Source organism: Methylobacterium sp. J-090, assembly GCF_022829345.1.
Classification (GTDB): Bacteria; Pseudomonadota; Alphaproteobacteria; order Rhizobiales; family Beijerinckiaceae; genus Methylobacterium.
Genome location: NZ_JAKSXV010000060.1, coordinates 25,883 through 49,228, shown reverse-complemented (window position 1 = coordinate 49,228; position 23,346 = coordinate 25,883). Strand labels below are relative to the sequence as shown.

Genomic DNA, 23,346 nt, shown 5'->3' with positions numbered 1-23,346 from the left:
CGACCATGTCGGTTGACGGATGGTTACCGGCTTTGGTCGAGCGTGTTAATGAGGCGGCAACGATCGAGCAATATGTCTCGAAAGGCGACCCTCTGCGAGGGGCCCGATACGGCTCGTCCCCGGCAGCTTCCCCCGTCCGAACGGCCTCGATGGCGACGCTTCACCACTCCCCCTTCTGCCCCCATTCGCGCTTCATCCGCCTCGTGCTTGCCGAGATGGGGATGGAGCCCTCCCTGCTGGAGGAACGCCCGTGGGAGCGGCGCGACGCCTTCCTGATCATCAATCCGGCCGGCACCACGCCGGTCCTCGTGGAGCAATCGGGCCTGGCGATTCCCGGTGCCGGCATCATCGCCGAGTATCTCGACGAGACGCGGGGGCTCGGCCTCAGCGGCCGGCGCCTCCTGCCTGAGACCACGGCCGCCCGGGTCGAGGTGCGCCGGCTCCTCGACTGGTTCCTGGTCAAGTTCGACGCGGAGGTGACGGGCTACCTCGTTACCGAAAAGATCTTCAAGCGCTTCATGAACAGCGCCGCCGGTGGCGGCCCGCCGGACATGAACGCCATCCGGGCGGCGCGCACCAATGTGCGCTATCACCTGAAATACATCGGCTATCTCATGTCCCGCCGCAAATGGATTGCGGGCGACCATCTGACCTATGCGGATCTGGCGGCGGCGGCCCACCTCTCCTGCGTGGACTATCTCGGCGACGTGCCATGGGACGAGGACGAGACGGCGCGGGACTGGTACGCTCGGGTGAAGTCGCGCCCGTGCTTCCGCACGCTCCTGGCCGACCGGGTGCCGGGCATGGCGCCGGCCGACCACTACGCGGATCTGGACTTCTGACCGACGCCCCGACGAAGGTCCGTCCGCCGAGGAAGATTCTGTCGGGGGACGAGCTGCGCCGGGCCGTGGAGGCCCGTGCCCAGCACCTCGGCTTCGACGCTGTGCGCGTGACCCGGCCCGATGCGGTGCCGGCCCTGGTCGAGCGCCTGCCCACTTGGCTCGCCGCCGGCCATCACGCCGACATGGCCTGGATGATGGACCGGGCCGACCAGCGCGCCGATCCGGCGACCCTGTGGCCGGGCGTCCGCAGCGTGATTATGCTCGGCATGACCTACGGGCCGGAGGAGAATCCCCTCGAAGCCCTGAAGCGGCGCGACCGGGGGGCCATCGCGGCCTATGCGCAGCGACGCGATTATCACGAGGTGTTGAAGGGCAAGCTCAAGGAGCTCGGCGGCTATCTCTCGGCCAAGGGCGACGTCCGGGTGAAGGTGTTCGTGGACACCGCTCCCGTGATGGAGAAGCCGCTGGCCGAAGCCGCCGGCCTCGGCTGGCAGGGCAAGCACACGGTCCTCATCTCGCGCGCCCACGGCAACTGGCTCCTGCTCGGGGCGATCTACACCTCGGCCGATCTGGTGGCGGACGCATCAGAAACCGACCATTGCGGCTCGTGCCGGCGCTGCCTCGACATCTGCCCGACGGGTGCCTTCCCGGCACCCTACCAGCTCGACGCCAGGCGCTGCATCTCCTACCTCACCATCGAGCATCGAGGCCCGATCCCCCGCGAATTCCGCGCCGCCATCGGCAACCGCATCTTCGGCTGCGACGATTGCCTCGCCGTCTGCCCGTGGAACAAGTTCGCGGCCGTGGCGGGGGAGGGGCGCCTGACCGCCCGAAGCGATCTCGTCGCGCCGCCCCTCGCCGATCTCGCCCGCCTCGACGACGCGGCCTTCCGCGTGCGGTTCGCCGGCACGCCGATCAAGCGCACCGGCCGCGACAGCTTCCTGCGCAACGTCCTCATCGCCATCGGCAATTCAGGCTCGCTCGCTCTGGCCCCTGAGGCCGCGCGGTGTCTGGCCGATTCCTCGCCCCTGGTGCGTGGAGCCGCCGTCTGGGCGGTCGGCCGCCTCCTCGACGCGTCGTCCCTGCGCGCCGAGTTCGCCCGCAGCGGCACGGAGGAGATGGATGACGAGGTCCGTGCGGAGTGGCAGAACGCGCTTGCGCAGCACCTGGCGGCACCGGGCTAAGGCAGGACTCGGCAAACCCATGAACCTCTTCGTCTTCGGCCTCGGCTTCACCGCGCGCCGGTTCGTCGAACGGGCCTTCGGGCGGTTCGGCCAAATCCGCGCCACGGTCACCGATCCGTCGCGGTCCGGGGCCGGCCTCGACGGTGTCTCCCTGCGGACATTCGGACCGGAGGGCGACGACGACCGCATCGCGGCCGACCTCGCCGACACCGACGTGCTCCTGATCTCGGCCCCGCCCGCCGGCGACGGCGACACGGTGCTGGCCCGCTATGCCGACGCCATCGGCAAGAGCCGCATCGGCTGGATCGGCTACCTCTCGACCATAGGCGTCTACGGCGACCAGCAGGGCGCCTGGATCGACGAGGAGACGATGCCCCGCCCGACGAGCCGGCGCTCGCACGGACGCCTCGCCGTGGAAGAAGCCTGGCTCGCCCTCGGTCGGGAGGCGGACAAGCCTGTGCAGGTGTTCCGGCTGTCCGGGATCTACGGGCCGGGCCGCAACCCCATCGTGAAGCTGCGCGAGGGCAAGTCGCAGCGCATCATCAAGGCGGGGCAGGTGTTCAACCGCATCCACGTCGACGACATCGCGACCACGCTGCTCGCCTCCCTCGACCGACCCCGCTCGGGCGCGATCTACAACGTCACCGACGATGCGCCGACCCCGCCGCAGGTGGTGACCGAGCACGCCGCCGCCCTCGCCGGCCTGCCGCTGCCGCCCGAGATCGATTTCGAGACCGCCGATCTCAGCCCGATGGCGCGCAGCTTCTACGGGGAAAACAAACGTGTGAGGAACCGGCTGATCCGCGAGGAGCTTGGGGTGGATCTGGCCTATCCGACCTATCGGGAAGGGCTGGCGGCTCTGGTGGCGGATGCGCGGGCTGACGCGCGTTAGGCCGACCTCGACACCGCGCCCGCTAGGCCGATCCGGCCGAGCAGGCGGAACAGCGCGGCGCGCACCGGCTTCGGACGTTCCAGGCCGCGCGCGGCCGTGATGGCCACGGCCTGGGCCGCGAGCCACGCCGCTGCCAGGGTCGCGGCGCTGCCGGTCCAGCCCGGCACCCAGCCGAGATGCGCGCGCAGGGAGAACACCAGGACCAGAATCGGCATGTGCACCACGTAGAGGGTGTAGGAAAACGCCGCCGCTCCGGCGCAGGCCGCGAAGCCCCGGGAGATCGGAGCCTCGTCGGTCGCGAGGCCGAGGAGGCAAAGCCCCAGGGGCAAGCTCAAAGCCGCCTGATAGGTGAGGAACGGAGCCCACCCACTCATGCTGTCGACGAACCCGGGCTGGCCGACGAAGGCGAGGGGCGCGGCCAGCGCCATCCCCGCGATGGGCATGAGCGCTCGTGAGGCCGCCAACCGGCGCAGGCCGGGATGTCCGCCAAGCAGGGCCGCGCCCGCTCCCGCTCCGAACAGGGCCAGGGATTGCAGGTAGAAGAACCGGTTCGCCGTGACGAGGACGAGACCCGATGCCAGGGCAATCCCCACGGCGCGCCAGGCGCCACGCCCGACGATGGCCAGGGTTGCGAAGGCGGCCACACCATAGAGGTAGACCTCCTGGCGCAGGGACCAGAGCGGATTGTCGATGACGAAGGTCGCGTCGTTGGGGGCGAAGATGAGGGTGATCCCGCGCAGGAAGGCGAGGACGCCCATGGTGTAGGGCTCGCCCGTCCGGGTCAGGAGGGGGAGGCCGGCCCGGCCGAGGGCGCCCACCGCGAAGGTGATGGCGATGGCAAGGATCAGGGGCGGTGCGATGCGCGCGACCCGGTGAACGGCGTAGGGCACGAGGAAGCGGCCATCCCGCCCCGCCATCCGGCCGAGACTCGTGGCGATGACGAAGCCGCTGAGCGCGAAGAACGTCATGACCGAGACCCGGCCGATCCAGCCGGTGACGGCCGCCCCGGGCCCGTGGAGGGGCAGGAACGCCATCTCGACGGCATGGGTGATCACCACCGCCTGGGCGGCGAGGCCCCGCACGCCGTCGAGCGCCTCGTATCGATAGCCCCGCATCGTCCCGCCCCCGGCTCCGGGCACGCCCTTGGACGGGCGATGCGGCGCCCGCGTGGCCGGCGGGACGGATCAGGCGGCTTTTCGGTTCGCCGCCGGGCCGAAATGATCGATGTAGCGCGCCGCGATGGCCGAGACCGGCAGGACCACGAACACGTCGGTTGTGCCGAATTGGTGGTCGACCACCGCGCCGTCGCCGAAGGTGGCGCCGACGCGCAGGTAGCCCTTGATCAGGGGCGGCAAGGCCTGGAGGGCCGCCTTCGGGTCCAGGGCCTCGCGGGCGAGGCGGTCCATGGCGACGTAGCGCCCGGGCAGCGCCCTGGCGCCCCAGCCCTCGGGCGCACGGGCATGATGATGGAGGAAGCTCAGCGGCAGGGCGAGGCGATCCGGATCGGTTCCCTCCAGGCTGGCGCAGCCGAGCATGGCGTCAATGCGGTGGTGCTGGACGTAGGCCCAGATTCCGGCCCAGAGCAGTTCCACCGTGCGCTTGGTCCGGTAGGGTTTTAGGACGCAGGAGCGGCCGAGCTCGAGGAACCGCTTGCTTGGATGCGCGGCGAGCAGGGGTGCGATGTCGTACTCGCCGGCCGTGTAGAAGCCGAAATGCCGGTCGGCCGTCTCCTGGCGCAGGAGGCGGTAGGTGCCCACCACCTTGGGGCGCGGACGCCGGAACGGGGTCTCGTCCGTGGCGGCGTGGTCGATGACGAGAAGGTGGTCGCAGACCGTGTCGTAGGCGTCGATATCGCGGCGCGACAAGAGGGACAGGCCGGTGGCCACGGCCTGCATCTCCTCGAAGAACACCCGGTAGCGAAGACGCTGCGCTCGGCGGATCTCGGAAACCGACGTGGCCAGCCGCACTTCGAGGTTGCCGATGCGCCCCAGGCTCGGATCGAGGCCGGGGGCCGGCAACGGCTTCTTGAGGCGCTGTTTGAATCGGATCGGCACGGCACCGGGCGGGATCAGGGCACGCCCGTTGAAGCCTGGCAGTCCCGACAGACCGGTCTCGCCGCGCTTCTGCTTCATTCGGACGAAGGGCGCATGGACATGCGTCTCCCAGCCGGTGAGCCACGCCGCGGACGCCTCTCGCGCGAAGTTCGGGACCATGGTCGAATCCGCCTGTCGGGACCGCGAGGCGGGCTCACCCCGGAGCCCCCGGCCTCGCGCCTTCGGGGGGCCACATCACCATGCCGCGCGCACGCTTTTATGACACGGATTGTCTTTCTGCGAGAGGGGCTTGGCAAACTTAGCCGGACCTGCTTCGGCGGCCGCCGCGTGGATAGCCGCCGAAGGAGATCGGACGGCGGTTCAGACGAACTGGTTCAGGCCCGGGATCGCGCCGACGATGGGACCCATCACGTCCTCGCCCGCCGTCTCGCGGCCGTAGGCGAACAGCTCCCGGCCGAGCGGCTGCATCTGGCCCATGGGCACGCCGGCCGCCATGAGCTTCTGGCCGAGCGCCATCACGCCGCCGCCCATCATGCCGCCGAGCATGCCCATCAGGCCACCACCGCCTTCGCCCGCATTGGACTCCGCGATGGCGGTCTCCGAGCCCGGCAGGGCGGCGAGGAGCTGGCTCACCTCGGTGGCAGGCCCTTCCTTCTGGAGGAAGGCCAGGATGTGGCCGATGGCCGTCTGGGCCGTCGCGGCGTCCAGGCCCGTCACGGTGGTGACGCGGGCAATCAACTCTTCCATCTTGGGTCGCTCCTGGGCGTTCGGGATTGTGTCTGTCCGGCCTCGCCGCGCGTAAATCAAGGGCAGGACCCGCGTCCGGGCGTGGTCGCTGGAAAATGCCGCGCCCGAGCGGCATAACCTGACGTGAGCGAGGCGGCGCGCCGCTTGTCGGGGTTCGGGAGCGGGCGATCATGCGGGACGACGGCACAATCCTGGTGGGGAAAAGCCTTCTTAAGGGCGGCGGCACCAAGTCCGAGGCGCTGACCCTGCGGCTCGCCAACCGCCACGGCCTCGTGGCAGGCGCCACCGGCACCGGCAAGACCGTGACCCTGCAGGTGATGGCCGAGGGTTTTTCCAACGCAGGCGTTCCGGTCTTCGCCGCCGACATCAAGGGTGATCTCTCCGGACTGGCGGCGGCGGGCGAATCGAAGCCCCACTTCGTCAAGCGCGCCGAGGAACTGGGGATCATCTACGAGCCCGACCGCTTCCCGGTGGTGTTCTGGGACCTGTTCGGTGACCAGGGGCATCCGATCCGCGCCACCGTAATCGAGATGGGGCCGCTGGTGCTGGCCCGGCTCCTCGAACTCAACGACACCCAGGAGGGCGTACTCAACATCGCCTTCCGGGTCGCCGACGACAACCAATGGCCGGTCCTCGACCTCAAGGACCTGCGGGCGCTGCTCCTCTACGTCTCGGAGAACCTCAAGGCGATCTCGGGCCAGTACGGCAACGTCTCGGCCGCGAGCGTCGGCGCGATCCAGCGCCAACTCCTGATGCTGGAGAATCAGGGCGCGGACCAGTTCTTCGGCGAGCCGGCCCTCGACCTCAACGATTTCATGAAGACCGACCGCGAGGGGCGCGGCATCGTCAACATCCTGGCCGCCGACAAGCTCATGCAGCGGCCCCGGCTCTACGCGGCTTTCCTGCTGTGGATGCTGTCGGAGCTGTTCGAGCAGCTGCCCGAGGTCGGCGACCTCGACAAGCCCAAGCTCGTCTTCTTCTTCGACGAGGCGCACCTGCTGTTCGACGATGCGCCCAAAGCCCTGCTCGACGCCGTCGAGCAGGTGGTTCGGCTGATCCGCTCCAAGGGCGTCGGCGTCTACTTCGTGACCCAGAACCCTCTGGACGTCCCCGAATCGGTGCTGGGCCAGCTCGGCAACCGGGTGCAGCATGCCCTGCGCGCCTTCACCCCCCGAGACCAGCGCGCCGTGAAGGCGGCGGCCGAGACGTTCCGCCAGAACCCGGGTTTCGATGTCGGACAAGCCATCACCGAACTCGCCGTCGGCGAGGCGCTGGTGAGTTTCCTGGAGTCCAAGGGGACGCCCTCCTTCGTGGAGCGGGCGCTGATCGCACCACCCCAGGGGCGCGTCGGCCCCATCACCCCGGCCGAGCGTGCGGAGCTCATGGCGAAGAGCCCCGTGCGCGGCAAGTACGACGAGGCGGTCGACAACGAGAGCGCCTACGAGATCCTGGCCAAGCGCAAGGGACTGGACGCCGCTCCGGCCGAAGCGGCACAGCAATCCGAGGGCGGGCTGACCGGCATGCTCGGCGGCCTCCTGGGCGGCGTGTTCGGCTCGAAGCCCGTCGCGAAGGGCGCGCGGCGTCCGCCGCAGAGCTTGGCGGAGCAGGTCATCGGCAATGCGGCGCGCTCCATGGCCCGCAAGGTCGGGACCGAGGTCGGCAACGCGATCCTTCGCAACGTGCTGGGCGGATTGACGAAGCGGTAGATCCGGAGCTCAACCTCCCGCATCCGGACCGGCGCCACATTGACAAATCACCCCCTGCGCGCCTATGCACCGGCGCAATGCGCGGCTTCCTCGACGAAGTCCGCGCGTTTCGCGTTCGCGCCCGGCTCGACCCGGTGTCGCGGATGACCTGAACAAGAAGACGGTCCAGGCATTTGCCGGAGGCCGGCAGAGAACACGAAAGAGAACGATGTTCGCAGTCATCAAGACGGGCGGCAAGCAGTATCGCGTTGCCGCCAACGACACCATCACGATCGCCACCCTCGAGGGCGAAGCCGGCTCCGCCGTGACGTTCGGAGACGTGCTGCTCTTCGCCGACGGCGCCGGCGCCACCCAGATCGGCGCACCGCTGCTCTCGGGCATCAGCGTCACCGGCGAGATCGTCAGCCATGGCCGTGACGCGAAGGTCATCGCCTTCAAGAAGCGCCGCCGCCAGAACTCGCGCCGCAAGCGGGGCCACCGCCAGCACCACACGGTGGTGCGCATCACCGGCATCAGCGCCTGACGGGCAGATCGTTTTTCGAGATTTCGGAGTAAGCCACAATGGCCCATAAAAAAGCAGGCGGCTCGTCCCGCAACGGCCGCGATTCCGCCGGCCAGCGCCTCGGCGTGAAGAAGTTCGGTTCGGAAGCCGTCATCGCCGGCAACATCATCGTGCGCCAGCGCGGCACCAAGTGGCACCCCGGCGCCAATGTCGGCATCGGCACGGACCATACCCTGTTCGCCAAGGCCGATGGCCGCGTATTGTTCATGACGAAGCGCGGTCGCGCCTTCGTCACCGTCGTGCCGGTGCAGGAAGCCGCTGAGTAGCGTTTTTGATCGGCCGGCTTCCGGCTGACCGGGATGTGCGTGGGGGAGGATGGTCATCCATCCTCCCTTTCGTCGTCTGAGGCGGACGAAGGCTCCGCCCGCAGCGATGGGGTCGGGGCGATGAAGCGTACCCTCGTGGTCTCCGGCGCGGCAGCCCTGGCGGCAACGGCGCTTGCCGCCGTCATGCTGCGTGGCTCCGGCCCCGAGCCCGCACCCGTCGAAGTCGCGGCCAAATCCGCGATGCCGACGCTGTATTGCGAGTTCTACAACTTCGTCGGCCGTGCCCCGAAAGTCGGATTCACCTTCGCCGTCGCGCGCACGGGAGATGCCCCGACCTTCACCCAGGTGAACCAGATCGAGGCGGATGGGACGCGCATCGCTTTCGGTGGTGACGGCGCGGCGCCGCCGCGTTGGACCTTCGAGGCGGAAACCCCGCCCAATCTGGTCTCGCCGGACGACGCCATCCGCATCGTCCTGTACGGATACGAGGGCACCAAGTCCGCCGGAACATGGTTCGAGGCGGGGCTTCGGAGTATCCAGTACCTGAACCTCGACGGAAAATGCCGTCGCTACGGCACCTGACACCGGCATCCTGCCGGAACCGACCCGCGAGGCCGCTTCGCGTGTCCGAGACGATCCAGTGAGACGAGCAGTACCGTGAAATTCCTCGACGAAGCCAAGGTCTATGTCCGCTCCGGCGACGGTGGCGCCGGATGCGTGGCCTTCCGGCGCGAAAAGTTCATCGAGTTCGGCGGCCCCAACGGCGGCGACGGCGGCCGGGGTGGCGACGTCTGGGTCGAGTGCGTCGATGGACTCAACACCCTCATCGACTACCGCTACCAGCAGCACTTCAAGGCCAAGAAGGGCGAGCACGGCATGGGCTCGAACCGCCACGGGGCCAACGGCGCCGACGTGGTGCTCAAGGTTCCGGCCGGCACCGAGATCATTGCCGAGGACGGTGAGACCTTGATCGCCGACATGACCCATGTCGGTCAGCGCGTGCGCCTAGCCAAGGGCGGCAACGGCGGCTTCGGCAACGCCTACTTCACCACCTCGACCAATCGCGCCCCGAAGCACGCCAATCCGGGCCTCGAAGGCCACGAGCAGTGGGTGTGGCTGCGCTTGAAGCTCATCGCCGATGCGGGTCTCGTCGGCTTGCCCAATGCCGGCAAGTCCACCTTCCTGGCGACCGTGACGGCGGCCAAGCCGAAGATCGCCGACTATCCCTTCACCACCCTGCATCCGGGCCTCGGCGTCGTGCGTTCCGACGAGCGTGAGTTCGTGCTGGCCGACATTCCCGGCCTCATCGAGGGAGCCCATGACGGCGTCGGTCTCGGCGACCGGTTCCTGGCCCATGTCGAGCGCTGCCGCGTTCTGCTCCACCTCGTCGAGGCGACGAACGAGCATGCGGGCAAGACCTACAAGCTCGTGCGCAAGGAACTCGAAGCCTATGGCGGTGGGCTGGTGGACAAGCCCGAGATCGTCGCCCTGTCGAAGGCCGACGTGGTCGATGCCGATACGCTCAAGGAGCAGGTCGCTCGCCTGAAGCGCGCCTCGAAGAAGGTCCCGCTGATCCTGTCCTCGGCCACGGGCCTCGGCGTGCAGGACGCCCTGCGGGCGATCACCCGCTCCATCGACGACGATAAGCGGGCCGAGGCGGAGGCGCAGCCGGCCGAGGCGTGGCAGCCGTGAGCGAGGGCGCGGCACTTCCGTCTCACGGCGCGATTCCAAACCTTCAGGACTTCCGCCGTATCGTCATCAAGGTCGGCTCCGCGCTCCTCGTGGACCGTGCGCGCGGCCGCCTGCGCCATGCCTGGCTCGCGGCTCTGGCCGAGGACATCGCCGACCTGCACGCGCGCGGGGCCGACGTGCTCGTGGTCTCGTCGGGGGCCATCGCCCTCGGGCGCACGGTGCTGGGCTATCCGCCCGGTACCCTACGCTTGGAGGAGAGCCAGGCGGCGGCGGCCGTGGGTCAGATCGCGCTCGCCCGGCACTGGTCGGAGGCGTTGGGCCACCATGGCATCGCGGCGGGCCAGATCCTCGTGACGCCGCAGGACACCGAGGAGCGCCGCCGCTACCTCAATGCGCGCGCCACGGTGCTCAAGCTCCTCGAAGTGCGCGCCGTGCCCGTGGTCAACGAGAACGACACGGTGGCCACCAGCGAGATCCGCTACGGCGACAACGACCGGCTCGCCGCCCGCGTCGCCACCATGATCGGCGCCGACGTGCTGGTGCTGTTCTCGGACATCGACGGCCTCTACACCGCTCCGCCCCATACCGATCCGCAAGCCCGCCACCTGCCGGTGATCGAGCGCATCACGCCCGAGATCGAGGCCATGGCCGGCGGCCCGGCCTCGGAACTCTCGCGCGGCGGCATGCGGACCAAGATCGAAGCGGCCAAGATCGCCGCCAGCGGCGGGACTCATATGATCATCGCCGATGGACGCGAGAAGAATCCCCTGCGCACCATCCTGAGGGGCGGTCGCTGCAGCTGGTTCCTGTCGGGCTCCAATCCCGTGGCTGCGCGCAAGGCGTGGATCGCGGGGTCCCTCGAGCCGCGCGGCATCCTCATCGTCGATGACGGGGCCGCTCGCGCGCTCCAGGGCGGCGCCAGCCTCTTGCCGGTGGGCGTCACCGGAATCCAGGGCGGCTTCGGGCGCGGCGACGCCGTGGTGATCCGGGACGCCGCCGGGCGGACCCTCGGGCGCGGCCTGGTGGCCTATGACAGCGATCAGGCCGTGCGCATCATCGGCCGGCCGAGCCGCGAGATCGCAGATCTCCTGACTCATCCCGGACGCGCCGAGATGGTGCATCGCGACGACCTCGCCATGGTGGGCGAATAGCCGGGTTGTCACGCGTTCCGCTTGTTTCACCAGTATCCGGCGTGCGATGACGGGTGGGACAACAGGCGGTCGCGCCATATCGCGACGGCCCGCAAGGATGAAGGCCGTGCCCGTTCTGAACCTGCGTACCGATTTCCACGCTCCCGATCTGTCCGTCGAGATGCACGCCATCGGCCTGCGGGCCCGCGCGGCCGCGCGCGGCATCGCCCTGGCGCCAGCGCAGACCAAGGACATTGCGCTGCGCACCATCGCCGAGCGCCTCCGTGCCGCGCAGGTCGAGATCCTGGCCGAGAACGCCCGGGACGTGGAGGCGGCCCACGCCGCCGGCCAGACCCGGGCGCTCATCGACCGGCTCACCCTCGATTCCGCCCGCCTCGGCGCCATCGCCGACGCCGTCGAGAAGATCGGCGCGCTGCCCGATCCCGTCGGGCGTCAGGTCGCCGCTTTCGAGCGCCCCAACGGCCTGCTCATCGAGCGCATCGCCGTGCCGCTGGGCGTCATCGGCGTGATCTTCGAGAGCCGCCCCAACGTCACCGCCGATGCTGGCGTCCTTTGCCTCAAGGCCGGCAATGCCGCGATCCTGCGGGCGGGATCCGATAGTCACCGCACGGCCATGGCCATCGCGCGCGCCATGCGGGCGGGCCTGGAGGCATCGGGATTGCCGGCGGATGCGATTCAGATCGTGCCGACCCGCGACCGGGCCGCGGTCGGTGCGATGCTTTCGGGTCTGCAGGGCTGCATCGACGTGATCGTCCCTCGCGGCGGACGCGGCCTCGTGGAACGCGTCCACGCCGAGGCTCGGGTGCCGGTCTTCGCCCATCTCGACGGCATCTGCCACGTCTACGTTGCGGCCGGCGCCGAACTCGAGATGGCCCGTACCATCGTCCTGAACAGCAAGATGCGCCGCACGGGCATCTGCGGCGCCGCCGAGACGCTGCTGGTCGACCGCGCCTGCGCCGCGACCCATCTGCCCGCCCTCGTCACCATGCTGATCGAGGCCGGCTGCGCCGTACGCGGTGACGCCGACGTGCAGGCCGTCGACGCGCGCGTCACACCGGCCACCGAGGCGGACTGGCGCACGGAGTACCTCGACGCCATCATCGCCGTGCGCGTGGTCGATGGTCTGGAGGCGGCCATCGCCCATATCGAGACCTACGGCTCCCACCACACCGACTCCATCGTCACCGCCGACGGGGCGGAGGCGACGCGGTTCCTCGCCGAGGTCGACTCCGCCATCGTGGTACACAACGCCTCGACGCAGTTCGCCGATGGCGGCGAGTTCGGATTCGGGGCCGAGATCGGCATCGCCACCGGCCGGATGCATGCGCGCGGTCCCGTCGGCGTCGAGCAGCTCACCACCTTCAAGTACCGGGTCCACGGAAGCGGGCAGACGCGTCCTTGATCCGTCCCGGCGGTCGCCCATCATCGCCCGGCCCCGATGCGCCTTGACGTATCGGAGCCGGTTCGGCTTCCGCCGGCCTGCCCCGGGTTGCGGATCGGCCTCTACGGCGGCTCGTTCAATCCGGCCCACCTAGGGCACCGGCATGTGAGCCGTGTCGCCCTCCGGCGCCTTGGGCTCGACCGGGTCTGGTGGATGGTGACGCCCGGCAATCCCCTGAAGGACCGGACCGACCTTGCGTCCATCACCGCGCGCGTCTCAGCTGCGCAGGCGATCGCCAACCATCCGCGCATTGCCGTCACGGCCTTCGAGAGCCGCATCGGCGCCCGCTACACCCGCCAGAGTCTGCGCTATCTCACGGCACGCCATCCGGCCGTGCGCTTCGTCTGGATCATGGGCGCCGACAGCCTCGCGACATTTCATCGCTGGGCCGGGTTCCGCGAAATCGCCGAGACCATGCCCATCGCCATCATCGACCGGCCCGGCTTCACCCTGAAGGGCCCGAGCGCCCGCGCTGCGCACGCACTCGGGCGCTGGCGCATCGCCGAATCCGATGCCGGCCTCATCGCCGATCTCGATCCTCCGGCCTGGGTGTTCCTGCACGGCCCGCGCTCGCATCTGTCCTCCACCGCCCTGAGGGCGAAAGCATGAGGGGACACGGGATGAGGATCCGAAGAATACCGGTACAAAGGTGTGCGAGGGGGCGATTTACCGAACACGCAACTGGAACGTTCCCTGCGGCACACTTTCGGGGTACGATCGCCCCATGATGATGGCCATTGCAGGAATCGAGACGCTGAACGACGCGGTCCACCACGGAACTTCGGGTTCCGACAGCGACGCCGACCGTAAGATCGGCAGCCTGAAAACACTCGCCCTCGATTGCCTCGAGGACATGAAGGCCGAGGAGACCATCGAGATCGATCTCATGGGTCGCACCTCGCTCGCCGACACCATGATCATCACGTCGGGGCGCTCGCAGCGCCATGTCGGCGCCATCGCCGACCGCATCCTGCAGGACATGAAGGCTAAGGGCCTCGGCTCGGCCAGGGTCGAGGGCATGCCGGCCTGCGACTGGGTGCTGATCGATGCCGGCGACATCATCGTCCACATCTTCCGCCCGGAAGTGCGCGGCTTCTACAACCTCGAGAAGATGTGGGGCGCCGATCGCCCGGCCGCCGATCTTCCCAGCGTCGCCATCGCCGAGTGACTTCAGGTCGGGCCGCGATCCGTGCGCCTGCTCGTCGCCGCCGTCGGCCGTCTGAAGGCCGGACCCGAGCGTGATCTCGCTGCACGCTACCGCGAGCGGGCGGCCCAGCTCGGACGCGGCCTCGGATTTCCGGCTTGCGAAATCACTGAGATCCCCGAAAGCCGGGCACGCCGTCCACAGGACCGGTGCGCGGAGGAGGGCGCTGCCCTCCTGTCTCACGCGATTGGCGCGGCCCTCGTCGTCTATGACGAGCGCGGACGCGCCGACCTCACCAGCGAGAGCTTCGTCCACCGGCTGACCGCCTGGCGTGATGCCGCGCGGCCGAGCCTCGTCGTTGCCATCGGTGGTGCGGACGGACTCGACCCCAGCGTCCGATCGCGAGCCGACCTCACCCTCTCCTTCGGGGCGGCGACGTTGCCGCATGGCCTTGTGCGCGTGCTGGCCCTGGAGCAGGTGTATCGGGCGCTGACCATCCTGGCCGGCCACCCCTATCACCGTGGAAATCTCGACGAACGATGACGGCGCGCGGGGCAGGCACGGCGGCGGAGACGGAAGGGCGCGGTTCGCATGCCCTGATCCTGACCGCGGCACTCATGGCCACCTTGTCCATGGCCGCGCCCGCGATCGCGCAGGAATCCACCGCGCAAGACTCCAACGCGCAGGACTCAACCGCCAAGACAGCGGTCGCCAAGCCGGATGCGATCCAGAACGCCCTCGACGAAAAGAACCGCCGCGCCGAGAACCTGAAACGCATCGAAGAGGCGCTGGCCGCCTCCACGGGCACGAAGGCTCGGTTGGAGGCCGAGATTGCTTCCATCGGCGGGGATCGGGCCAAGTTCAACATCGCGCTCCTCGATGCCGCCCGGCAAGCCCAGGCGACGGAGGACCGTATGACCCGGCTCGAAGAGCGCCTGAAGACCTTGGGTACCTCCGAGGCGGCCATCCGGCGCTCGCTGGACGGGCGGCGCGGCGTCATTGCGGAGATCCTGGCGGCCCTCCAGCGCATGGGGCGGCGACCGCCGCCGGCTGTACTGGTGCGGCCAGAGGACGTGCTCGCCGTCATCCGTACCTCGATGCTGCTCGGCGCCGTCGTGCCCGAACTGCGTGGCGAGGCCGAGACCCTGGCCGCCGACCTCACCGAGCTCGTGCGCCTGAAAGGGCTCATCGCCGCCGATCGTGAAGGCCTGAAGAACGATCTAGCCGGCTGGGCCCGCGAGCAGCAGCGCCTGAACGGCCTGATCGCCGCCCGTCGGACGCGCTTGGCCGAGGCCGAGAGTGGCCTGGCCGCAGAGCGCATGCGCGCCGCGGAACTCGGCGTCCAGGCCAGGAGCCTCAAGGAACTCCTGGACCGGATGGAAGGCGAGGTCGCTTCCGCGCGGCGCGCAGCGGACGAGGCCCGCGCGGCCGAGACCCGCGAGGCGCGCGTGACCCAGGAGCGTTTCGCGGCCGCCGGTGCCCGCGATCCGGCGCGCCTGGCTCCCAAGGTCCGGTTCGTTGATACGCGCGGCGATCTGCCCCGGCCCGTGAGCGGCGCCCTCACGCGCGGTTTCAATCAACCGGACGGGAACGGCGGCGCCACCCGCGGCATTTCGCTCACCACTCGGCCCAAAGCCGTGGTTTCCTCGCCGGCCGATGGGTGGGTGTCGTTCGCCGGCCAATTTCGCTCGTATGGCCGTCTCTTGATCATCAATGCCGGCGATGGCTACTATCTGCTGCTGGCCGGGATGGATCAGATCGACGTCGAGGTCGGCCAGTTCGTCCTCGCGGGTGAACCCGTGGCGGCCATGGGCGAGGGCGGCGCGGGTGCGGCCCCGGCCGGCGGCGATCCGGTGTTATACGTCGAGTTCAGAAAAGACGGCGGCTCCATCGATCCGGAGCCTTGGTGGGCCAAAAGCCCCAGCGAGAAGGTTCGCGGATAATGCGCAAGGTTTCCCTCGTTCTCCTCGGCGCGTTCCTCGGCGTCGGGTCATCCATGGTCGCGACCCAGACCCGCCTGCTGTCCGGGACCAGCGCCGTGGCGGCCTCGGCCGAGACCTACCGCCAACTCAGCCTGTTCGGGGACGTGTTCGAGAAGGTCCGCACCGACTACGTCGAGAAGCCCGACGAGGCGAAGCTCATCGAGGCGGCCGTGAACGGCATGCTGACCTCGCTCGATCCGCATTCGAGCTACATGGATTCCAAGAGCTTTCGCGACATGCAGGTGCAGACGCGCGGTGAGTTCGGCGGCCTCGGCATCGAGGTCACCATGGAGGACGGCCTGATCAAGGTCGTGACCCCCATCGACGACACCCCCGCCTCGAAGGCCGGCATTCTCTCAAATGACGTGATCACGCAGATCGACGAGGATCAGGTCCAGGGGCTCACCCTGAACCAAGCCGTCGACAAGATGCGCGGTCCGGTGAACTCGCCGGTCAAGCTCAAGATCAGCCGCAAGGAGTCGAAGGACCCGATCGAGGTCGTGCTCAACCGCGATGTGATCAAGATCAAGCCCGTGCGCTCGCGCGCCGAGGGCGGCGATGTCGGCTACATCCGCCTCACCCAGTTCAACGAGCAGACCTTCGATGGCCTGCGCGCGGCCATCGACAAACTGAACACCGAGATCGGTGCGGACAAACTCAAGGGCTACGTCCTCGACCTGCGCAACAACCCGGGCGGCCTCCTCGATCAGGCCGTCATGGTGTCCGACGCGTTCCTCGACCGGGGCGAGATCGTCTCGACCCGCGGCCGCAATCCCGACGAGACCCAGCGCTTCTCGGCCAAATCCGGCGACCTGACCAAGGGCAAGCCCATCGTCGTTCTGGTCAATGGCGGGTCGGCCTCGGCCTCCGAGATCGTGGCCGGCGCCCTGCAGGACCACAAGCGCGCGACGGTGCTCGGCACCCGTTCGTTCGGTAAGGGCTCCGTGCAGTCGATCATCCCGCTCGGCGGCAGCGGCGCCCTGCGCCTGACCACGGCACGCTACTACACGCCGTCGGGCCGCTCGATCCAGGCCAAGGGCATCGAGCCGGATCAGGAGGTCCTGCAGGAGGTGCCGGACGAGCTGAAGGGCAAGGACGAGACCAAGGGCGAGGCCGGCCTCAAGGGCCACCTCAAGCAGAAGGACGTCGAGGAGCGCGGCGGTTCGTCGGCCTACGTGCCGCCCGACCCGGCCAAGGACAAGCAGCTCACGGCCGCTTTCGACTTCCTGCGCGGCATTCAGAAGGGCGCGGCCAACACGCCGAAGGCCGCCGTTCCGAACTGAGGCGAAGCGCGCCCGTCACTTAGCGAAGCGTTAACCATGGCGGCCCCCAATGTCGGTTCAGAACCGATGTCGGGGGCCCGCTCTCGTTTGGGACCCGTCAACCCGATCTCGTCCCAGATTCTGAGGGAAGCGGCTGAGCGTGGCCTCCGACGACATCCTGACCCGGCCGCTCGGCGCCAAGCCTACCCCCCGTGAGCGGGTTCGAGCGCTGGCCGCCATGCGTCCGACACCCAGGCTGATGTTGGGTGTGCTGGGGCTCGGCTTCATTACGGGTGTCAGCATCCTCGTCGTCACGGGCGATCCGCAGGGGGGAGAGCCTGTGGCGATCGCGACCATCTCCTTGCGGGACCCACCGCCCACGCCGGTGGCCGCGACCCCGGCCTCCGAGAAGCCCATCGCCGCCCAGCGTTCCGCCGATGCGGTCGAGACCGCCTCCGGCGTCACCGTCGTGCGGGCCGGGGGCGGCAACGCGCCAAGCGAGGCGGTGGTGATTCGCGTGCCCGACACGGCGCCCGTGAAGCTGGCCCCCGCGCCTGATCCCCGTCTCGTCGAGCGTGGGCGTCATGGCTCCGTCCCACGCCTCGGCGAGGGCCGGGTCCGCGCCCTCGACATCTATGCCCGGCCCGACCCCGCCACCACAGGTCCACGCATCGCCATCCTCGTGTCGGGCCTCGGCATCGGCCAGTCCGCCACCGCCAGTGCCATCACCCGGCTGCCGCCCGAGGTCAGCCTCGCCTTCGGCCCCTATGGCAGCGACCTCGAGCGCACCGTCGCCCGCGCCCGCGAGGCCGGCCACGAGGCCTTGCTCCAGGCGCCGATGGAGCCGTTCGACTATCCCGACAGCGATCCGGGACCGCAGACCCTGCTCACCACCGCCCGTATCCCGGAGAACATCGACCGCCTCGCCTGGGCGATGAGCCGCTTCTCGGGCTTCATTGGCATCGTCAACTACATGGGCGCCAAGCTGACGAGCGATGCTGCCGCCTTCGAGCCCGTCCTGCGCGAGGTCGCCGCGCGGGGCCTCGGCTACGTCGACGACGGCACCTCGCCGCGCTCCCTGGCCGCCACCCTCGGCGCCAAAGTCCGCGCGCCCACGGCCCGCGCGGAGATCGTCCTCGACGCGCTGCCCCGACCCGAGGCCATCGACCGCGAACTCACCCGGGCCGAGGCGCAGGCGCGCGCCAAGGGGTTCGTCCTCGTCTCGGCCACCGCCATGCCGATGACCATCGACCGGATCGCGCGCTGGTCGAAGGACCTTGAGGCTCGGGGTGTCCGCCTCGTGCCCGTGAGTGTCGCCCTGCGCGGACCGGCCGGCACCCGCCTCACCAGCGCCACGCCCTGAACGGGCATCGGACGAATCGTCACGCGGTACCGCCATCGTGCGTTGCGGCACGGGGATGGCCTGCCCTATGGTCGCGCCGATGACAGCCTCTCCGAACGACACCGGCCTCGACCTGCCGTACCGCGCCTGCGTCGGCATCACGCTGATCGCCCGCACCGGCCTCGTGTTCATCGGGCGTCGTCGTGCCGATGCCGGCCCGGAGCATGTCGCCGATGGGCGTGCCTGGCAGATGCCGCAGGGCGGGATCGATCCGGGCGAGGCGCCGCAGGACGCGGCGTTGCGCGAACTCTACGAGGAGACCAACGTCGCTCCCGGCTCCGTCCGGCTGCTCGCCGAAGCGCCCGACTGGCTCACCTACGATCTGCCGTCCGACGTGATGAAGCAGGTCTGGAAGGGCCGCTATCGTGGACAGACCCAGAGGTGGTTCGCCTTCGGCTTCCTGGGCGAGGACAGCGAGATCGACGTGGCCGCCCCGGGCGGGGGGGCACACCCGTCCGAGTTCGACGCCTGGCGCTGGGAGCCCATGGCCGGACTGCCGGAGCTCATCGTGCCGTTCAAGCGGCCGGTCTACGAGGGGGTCGTCGCGGCGTTCGGCGGGTTGACCGACTGGTGTGTCCCGGCGTGAGGCCCGCCCCCTCTCCGGTCCGCGGTTAAGGTCGCCCGCCCATGCGCTGGTGGTCGATTCCCGTCGTGCTGGCGCTCGGCTGGTTCGTGTTCACCCTGACGCCGTTCTGGGCGCTCTACGACCTCGCCCGTGCGGTGCAGGCGCATGACGCGGCCTATGTCGAGCGCCACGTCAATTTTCGCACCCTGCGCCTCTCGGTGATCCGGCAGGTGGCCGCCGCCGCTCAGGCGCGCGGCGACACGGGCGCCGCCGAGCCGCGCGAGCGCCAGCGCGTCACCGATGCCCTCGTGGCGCTGGCAATCCCCATCGCCGAATCCCTGGTGACGCCCCGGACGGTGGTCGATCTGCTGGATGACGGCTGGCCGCAATCCATCGACCTCGGACCGCCCGAGGCCGGCCCACCCGAAACGCCCGTCGTCGCCCCGCCCGATGCCGCACCCTCGTTCTCCCCTGAGCGCGGGAAACCCGGATTGCACGTCGACAACCTGCGTCGTCTCTTGCCGTTCTATCTCTCCTCCGAGATGCGCGGCTTTCGCACGGTGGTGATTCCCGTGCCGCCCGAAGCGACGCGGGCTCGGCAGTTCCGCCTGCGGCTGCGCCTGCGCGGGTGGACGTGGAGACTCGTCGACATCGAACTGCCCGAGGAATTGCGTGGGCGGATCGCCCAGAAGCTCGCTCGTGCGGGCCGCGGCCGCTAGAGCATCGGCCCGAAAGGCGGTCGCGGGCTTTCGGGTAAGCGCCGATGCGCAAACAGTGATCGGGAGCATCGTCCGCGGTGCGACTTTTAGGGCGATGCCCTTAGCCGGCGGCCTCGTCCGCGCTCCGGTTGGTGAAGCGGGCATTGCCGAGCCCGGTGCCGATGGTGAGGATGCCCCAGCGGGTCAGGTCCGCCCGGTACGGCACCTCGCTCAGGCCCTGTACGACGGCGTCGTTGTGCATCACCACCATGGTGGCGTGCTCGCCGATCCGGGGAATTGCCGCAACGAGGCGTTCGGCGAGGTTGAAATGGTCGGCCTCCCAGTTGCCGGGGAGGTTCTGGCCGCCGCGGTCGATGGTGCCGTCGGCCGCGATCACGCCCGGGCAGCCGATGCCGATGAAGGGCGCCAGAGCGAGGTTGGCCCGATCGGCGCGGCGGATCAGGTCCGTCAGCATGGCGATGAGCCGGTCCACGGCCGCGTCGCGGGAAGGGGCCGGGTCCTCGTCGCAATGACGCCAGATCTCCGAGCGCCAGACGGCGCTGCGCGACAGGTCGGACGCCTTGCGCAGGTTCGTCGCCACCACGCCCGCGCGGATGTTGCTGCCGCCGATATCGACGGCGAGCAGGCTGTCGTAGCCCGAGAAGATCCAGGCCGGCGCGAGGTGCACCGAGCCGATGAGGCCGGCCTCGTCGGGATGATGACGGATCGGCTCCAGGGTGAGGTCGAGGCCGCCCGCCCTCAGGATCACGCCCGCCCGGGCGATGGCGAGGTGGCCGACGCGGCTGTCGCTGAAGCCGCCGCCCACCACGATGCCTTCGGTGTCGCGCCAGCCCTTCTGCCTCAGAAAGCGACGCACCACCCCGGCGAGTTCCTGGCCGAAATCCTCGATGGCGCTGAATACCAGGCCGGAGGTCAGGGGATCGTTCCCTTCCAGGGCTCGGTCGAGGGTCTTCTTGCTGAGCTCGGCGCTCGGTTTGTCACCGAAGGGGTCGGAGCCGATCTTGCGCAGGGTCTCCCGCCACGTCTCCAGGATCTCGCGAAAGGCCTTTTTCGAGACCTTGTCACCGACGAACCCGTCGTCGGTCTTCAATTCGCTGTTGTAGTCGTCGACGATCACGGAGGGGAGCCGGTTGGCGGCATGCGCGATGCCCGCCTCGCGGGAGAGGATGTCCGTGGCCATGCTGTACGCTACCCCTGATACGCGCTGCCCCACCAACGTGCCGCTCCCGCGATTGGTCGAGCGCGCCCGTGAATAAAGATGCCGTGGTCGTAGCGTGGCGGTTCGGGTACGGGAAGCCGGATCTGAACCGGTTCCTGACTGGGCGTGGGCTCCGGACTTGGCTCGGGGCGAGCGTCCGATCCCGCATGCCCGTCATACGGCGCTCCCCGAGGCTTCAGCTCCGCCGTTCGGTCCACCACAGGCGGCCTGCGATCGTTCCGGCGAGACCGAGTAGGACGGCGTTGAATCCGGCTACCGTCGTCCAGCCGCCATGGGTCCAGAACCAGCCGCCGGCCGAGCCGAGGCAGCTGGAACCGAGGTAGTAGGCCAAGAGGTAGAGGGAGGCCGCGTGCCCCTTGGAGCCCACCGCCATGCGGCCGACCCAGCCGCTCGCCACCGCATGCGCCACGAAGAAGCCGACGGTGATGCCAACGATTCCGAAGATCACCATCGCCAGCATCGGCAGGAGCGTGAGGCCGAGCCCGAGCGCCATGATGCCGACGCCGGCGGTGAGAACCGGGCCACGGCCGAACCGGTCGGCCAGCCGCCCGGCCGCCGTGGAGGCGACCACGCCGAACAGGAACACCGCGAAGACCAGGCTGATCTGCGTCTGGCTCAAGCCGTAGGGCGCCGCACTCAGGCGGAAGGTGAGGTAGTTGAACGTCGCCACGAAGACCCCGAGCACCAGAAAACCGGTGACGAACAGCAGCGGCAGGCCGGGATTGCGCAGGTGAGCGCGCCACGCCTCGAAGTGATAGGCGGCGTTCACCCCCTTTCGCCGCACGAAGTTGCGGGAAGGCGGCAGCAACCAGAGGAAGCCCAGAGCCGCGAGGAGGTCGATGACGCCCAGGGTTCCGAGTGCCACGCGCCAGGAGGCGAGTTCGGTCAGCGCGCCCATGCCGAGCCGGCCCATCATGCCCCCGAACGCCGTGCCGCCGACGTAGAGCCCCATGCTCGCCCCGAGGGCCCTCGGATCGATCTCCTCGGCGAGGTAGGCCATGGCCACCGCCGGAACGCCGCCGAGCATGAAGCCTTCCAGCGCCCGCAAGGTCAGGATCGTGTGCCAGCCCGGGACCACGGCGCAGGCGATATGCAGCAACGCGCCGCAAGCCATGGAGCCGAACATGAGGCCGCGACGACCGATGGCCTCCGATACGGCACCGGCGCAGAGGATCGAGAAGGCGAGGAAGCCCGTGGTGAGCGAGAGGGCCAGGGATGCCTCGGAGGCGCCGACGCCGAATTCCGAGGTGAAGCTCGGGAGCATCGGCTGCACCGCATAGAGCAGCGAGAAGGTGGAGAAGCCGGCCAGGAACAGGGCGAGGCGCGTGCGTGCATAGGCGGCCGTACCGGGCCGGATCACACCGGTGGCGGGCACCGCTCGGTGGACAGACGTCGGAGCCGGCGTGCTCGTGGCGATGGGGGGGCGATCGAGACGTACGGCGGATGCGGTCACGGCGTGCTTTCGGGGCGGGGCGACCCGCAATTTGGGAACGGCTCGTCCTACTGCCGGACCGGCTATCACGCCTCAGCAATCGAGATTGAACAGCTATCGCCGTTCGGCATAGGTTCTCGGATGGACCTGACCCAGCTCCGCACCCTCGTTCACGTCGCCGAACTCGGCAGTCTCAGCAAAGCGGCGAGGCGTCTGCGCATCGCGCAACCGGCACTCAGCCGGCAAATTCGCCTTCTGGAGGAGGAACTCGGCCTGCGCCTGTTCGACCGGCACGGGCGTGGCATGGTGATCACCGAGGTGGGGCTGGACGTGCTCGCTCATGCCAAGCGGGTGGTCGCCGAGGTCGAAGCCTTGAAGGCCTGCGTCACCGGGCCGGGCTCGATGCTGGGCGGGCATGTCGCCATCGGCCTGCCGCCGACCATCGCCGACCTGATTTCGGTGCCCCTGGTCGCGGCCTTCCGCGAACTGCACCCGAACGTGACCCTGCAACTCGTCAGCGCCTACACGGGCCACCTCCTCGATGGCCTTCACCGTGGCCAGATCGACCTGGCGGTTCTCTACGATCCGCGCGTGACCCGGTCCCTGCGCTCCCAGCCTCTGATGCTGGAGCAACTGTTCCTCATCGGGCCGAACGACGCCGGTCTATCGCTCGAATCCCCGGTCGCGTTCGGTGCCCTGGCGCGTCAGCCCCTCCTGCTGCCGAGCGATCGGCACGGTCTGCGCAACATCCTCCAGCACTTCGCCACCGGGGCCGGCTTCACCCTCGACGTTCCCATCGAGATCGACAGTTATACCGCGCTGAAGGACCTCGTGCGCGAGGGCCATGGACGGACGATCCTGCCGCTGGCTCCCATTCACGCGGAGATCGAAGCCGGCCGCCTGACGGCGGCCCCCCTGGTCGATCCGGCGCCGAACCGGCGCCTCGTCCTGTCCTATCCGCCGGACCGGCCGGCCGCGCGCGCAACCGTGTTCGCCGGTGAGACCATCACGGCGATCATGACGGAACGCGTCGCACGCGGCCTCTGGAGCGGCGAGATCCTGAAAGGATGAGATCCTCCCGGCA

Annotated in this window: 24 protein-coding genes; 19 read left to right on the top strand and 5 right to left on the bottom strand. The window is 69.3% G+C overall.

The window, feature by feature from the left end:
- The first annotated feature begins 149 nt into the window (after positions 1–149).
- The 3 genes from MKK49_RS08390 to MKK49_RS08380 all read left to right on the top strand — a co-directional run bounded on the left by MKK49_RS08390 (position 150) and on the right by MKK49_RS08380 (position 2,918).
- A complete protein-coding gene (locus MKK49_RS08390) occupies positions 150–842 on the top strand; it encodes a glutathione S-transferase family protein (RefSeq protein WP_056171871.1) in 693 nt (230 codons plus the stop codon).
- Positions 843–907: 65 nt separating this feature from the next.
- Positions 908–2,026, top strand: a complete 1,119-nt coding sequence (gene queG, locus MKK49_RS08385; RefSeq protein WP_313899150.1) for a tRNA epoxyqueuosine(34) reductase QueG — start codon at positions 908–910, stop codon at positions 2,024–2,026.
- Positions 2,027–2,045: 19 nt separating this feature from the next.
- Positions 2,046–2,918: an SDR family oxidoreductase gene (locus MKK49_RS08380; RefSeq protein ID WP_244027674.1), complete on the top strand. Its 873-nt coding sequence runs from the start codon at positions 2,046–2,048 to the stop codon at positions 2,916–2,918.
- On the opposite strand, the gene MKK49_RS08375 is transcribed toward MKK49_RS08380, so the two are convergent.
- From MKK49_RS08375 to MKK49_RS08365, 3 genes are all read right to left on the bottom strand, one after another.
- Entirely contained in the window at positions 2,915–4,033 is a 1,119-nt protein-coding gene (locus tag MKK49_RS08375; RefSeq protein WP_244027672.1) for an acyltransferase family protein, read from the bottom strand. The two genes, MKK49_RS08380 and MKK49_RS08375, sit on opposite strands and share 4 nt — an antisense overlap.
- 69 nt (positions 4,034–4,102) lie before the next feature.
- Positions 4,103–5,131 carry a GNAT family N-acetyltransferase gene (locus tag MKK49_RS08370; RefSeq protein WP_244027670.1) on the bottom strand — a complete coding sequence of 343 codons (1,029 nt, stop codon included), beginning with the start codon at positions 5,129–5,131 and terminating at the stop codon, positions 4,103–4,105.
- A gap of 201 nt (positions 5,132–5,332) precedes the next feature.
- Complete coding sequence (locus MKK49_RS08365; protein ID WP_244027668.1) at positions 5,333–5,719, bottom strand: DUF2267 domain-containing protein; 387 nt, start codon at positions 5,717–5,719, stop codon at positions 5,333–5,335.
- Positions 5,720–5,889: 170 nt separating this feature from the next.
- Here MKK49_RS08365 and MKK49_RS08360 point away from each other — a divergent pair, with 170 nt between their 5' ends.
- From MKK49_RS08360 to MKK49_RS08290, 15 genes are all read left to right on the top strand, one after another.
- Complete coding sequence (locus MKK49_RS08360; protein WP_244027667.1) at positions 5,890–7,425, top strand: helicase HerA-like domain-containing protein; 1,536 nt, start codon at positions 5,890–5,892, stop codon at positions 7,423–7,425.
- A 208-nt stretch (positions 7,426–7,633) separates the two neighbouring features.
- Positions 7,634–7,948 (top strand): 50S ribosomal protein L21, encoded by a 315-nt coding sequence (gene rplU / locus MKK49_RS08355; protein WP_244027666.1) that lies wholly within the window; start codon positions 7,634–7,636, stop codon positions 7,946–7,948.
- Between the two features lie 38 nt (positions 7,949–7,986).
- Positions 7,987–8,253: a 50S ribosomal protein L27 gene (gene rpmA, locus MKK49_RS08350; protein WP_244027665.1), complete on the top strand. Its 267-nt coding sequence runs from the start codon at positions 7,987–7,989 to the stop codon at positions 8,251–8,253.
- A gap of 120 nt (positions 8,254–8,373) precedes the next feature.
- A complete protein-coding gene (locus MKK49_RS08345) occupies positions 8,374–8,835 on the top strand; it encodes a hypothetical protein (protein WP_244027664.1) in 462 nt (153 codons plus the stop codon).
- Between the two features lie 75 nt (positions 8,836–8,910).
- Positions 8,911–9,945, top strand: coding sequence for a GTPase ObgE (obgE, locus tag MKK49_RS08340; RefSeq protein WP_244027663.1), 1,035 nt, complete (start codon positions 8,911–8,913; stop codon positions 9,943–9,945).
- Positions 9,942–11,096, top strand: a complete 1,155-nt coding sequence (gene proB / locus MKK49_RS08335) for a glutamate 5-kinase (protein WP_244027662.1) — start codon at positions 9,942–9,944, stop codon at positions 11,094–11,096. Before obgE ends, proB begins: the two co-directional genes overlap by 4 nt.
- A 106-nt stretch (positions 11,097–11,202) precedes the next feature.
- Entirely contained in the window at positions 11,203–12,498 is a 1,296-nt protein-coding gene (locus MKK49_RS08330) for a glutamate-5-semialdehyde dehydrogenase (RefSeq protein WP_244027661.1), read from the top strand.
- Between the two features lie 36 nt (positions 12,499–12,534).
- Positions 12,535–13,146: a nicotinate-nucleotide adenylyltransferase gene (locus MKK49_RS08325; protein ID WP_244027660.1), complete on the top strand. Its 612-nt coding sequence runs from the start codon at positions 12,535–12,537 to the stop codon at positions 13,144–13,146.
- Between the two features lie 115 nt (positions 13,147–13,261).
- Positions 13,262–13,705: a ribosome silencing factor gene (rsfS, locus tag MKK49_RS08320; RefSeq protein ID WP_244027659.1), complete on the top strand. Its 444-nt coding sequence runs from the start codon at positions 13,262–13,264 to the stop codon at positions 13,703–13,705.
- A 21-nt stretch (positions 13,706–13,726) separates the two neighbouring features.
- Positions 13,727–14,224 (top strand): 23S rRNA (pseudouridine(1915)-N(3))-methyltransferase RlmH, encoded by a 498-nt coding sequence (gene rlmH / locus MKK49_RS08315; RefSeq protein ID WP_244027658.1) that lies wholly within the window; start codon positions 13,727–13,729, stop codon positions 14,222–14,224.
- Complete coding sequence (locus MKK49_RS08310; RefSeq protein ID WP_244027657.1) at positions 14,221–15,624, top strand: murein hydrolase activator EnvC family protein; 1,404 nt, start codon at positions 14,221–14,223, stop codon at positions 15,622–15,624. Before rlmH ends, MKK49_RS08310 begins: the two co-directional genes overlap by 4 nt.
- The gene (locus tag MKK49_RS08305; RefSeq protein WP_244027656.1) at positions 15,624–16,946 is read left to right on the top strand and encodes a S41 family peptidase; all 1,323 of its coding nucleotides are present in this window, start codon (positions 15,624–15,626) and stop codon (positions 16,944–16,946) included. Before MKK49_RS08310 ends, MKK49_RS08305 begins: the two co-directional genes overlap by 1 nt.
- 133 nt (positions 16,947–17,079) lie before the next feature.
- Complete coding sequence (locus MKK49_RS08300) at positions 17,080–18,288, top strand: divergent polysaccharide deacetylase family protein (RefSeq protein WP_244027750.1); 1,209 nt, start codon at positions 17,080–17,082, stop codon at positions 18,286–18,288.
- Between the two features lie 67 nt (positions 18,289–18,355).
- A complete protein-coding gene (locus MKK49_RS08295) occupies positions 18,356–18,913 on the top strand; it encodes an RNA pyrophosphohydrolase (protein WP_244027655.1) in 558 nt (185 codons plus the stop codon).
- Between the two features lie 41 nt (positions 18,914–18,954).
- Entirely contained in the window at positions 18,955–19,611 is a 657-nt protein-coding gene (locus MKK49_RS08290; protein WP_244027654.1) for a DUF2939 domain-containing protein, read from the top strand.
- A 100-nt stretch (positions 19,612–19,711) separates the two neighbouring features.
- On the opposite strand, the gene MKK49_RS08285 is transcribed toward MKK49_RS08290, so the two are convergent.
- Positions 19,712–20,791, bottom strand: a complete 1,080-nt coding sequence (locus MKK49_RS08285) for an ROK family protein (RefSeq protein WP_244027653.1) — start codon at positions 20,789–20,791, stop codon at positions 19,712–19,714.
- A 214-nt stretch (positions 20,792–21,005) separates the two neighbouring features.
- Positions 21,006–22,283, bottom strand: a complete 1,278-nt coding sequence (locus tag MKK49_RS08280) for an MFS transporter (protein ID WP_313899149.1) — start codon at positions 22,281–22,283, stop codon at positions 21,006–21,008.
- A gap of 120 nt (positions 22,284–22,403) precedes the next feature.
- On the opposite strand from MKK49_RS08280, the gene MKK49_RS08275 reads away from it, so the two are divergent.
- Entirely contained in the window at positions 22,404–23,333 is a 930-nt protein-coding gene (locus MKK49_RS08275; RefSeq protein WP_244027652.1) for a LysR substrate-binding domain-containing protein, read from the top strand.
- Positions 23,334–23,346: the final 13 nt, after the last annotated feature.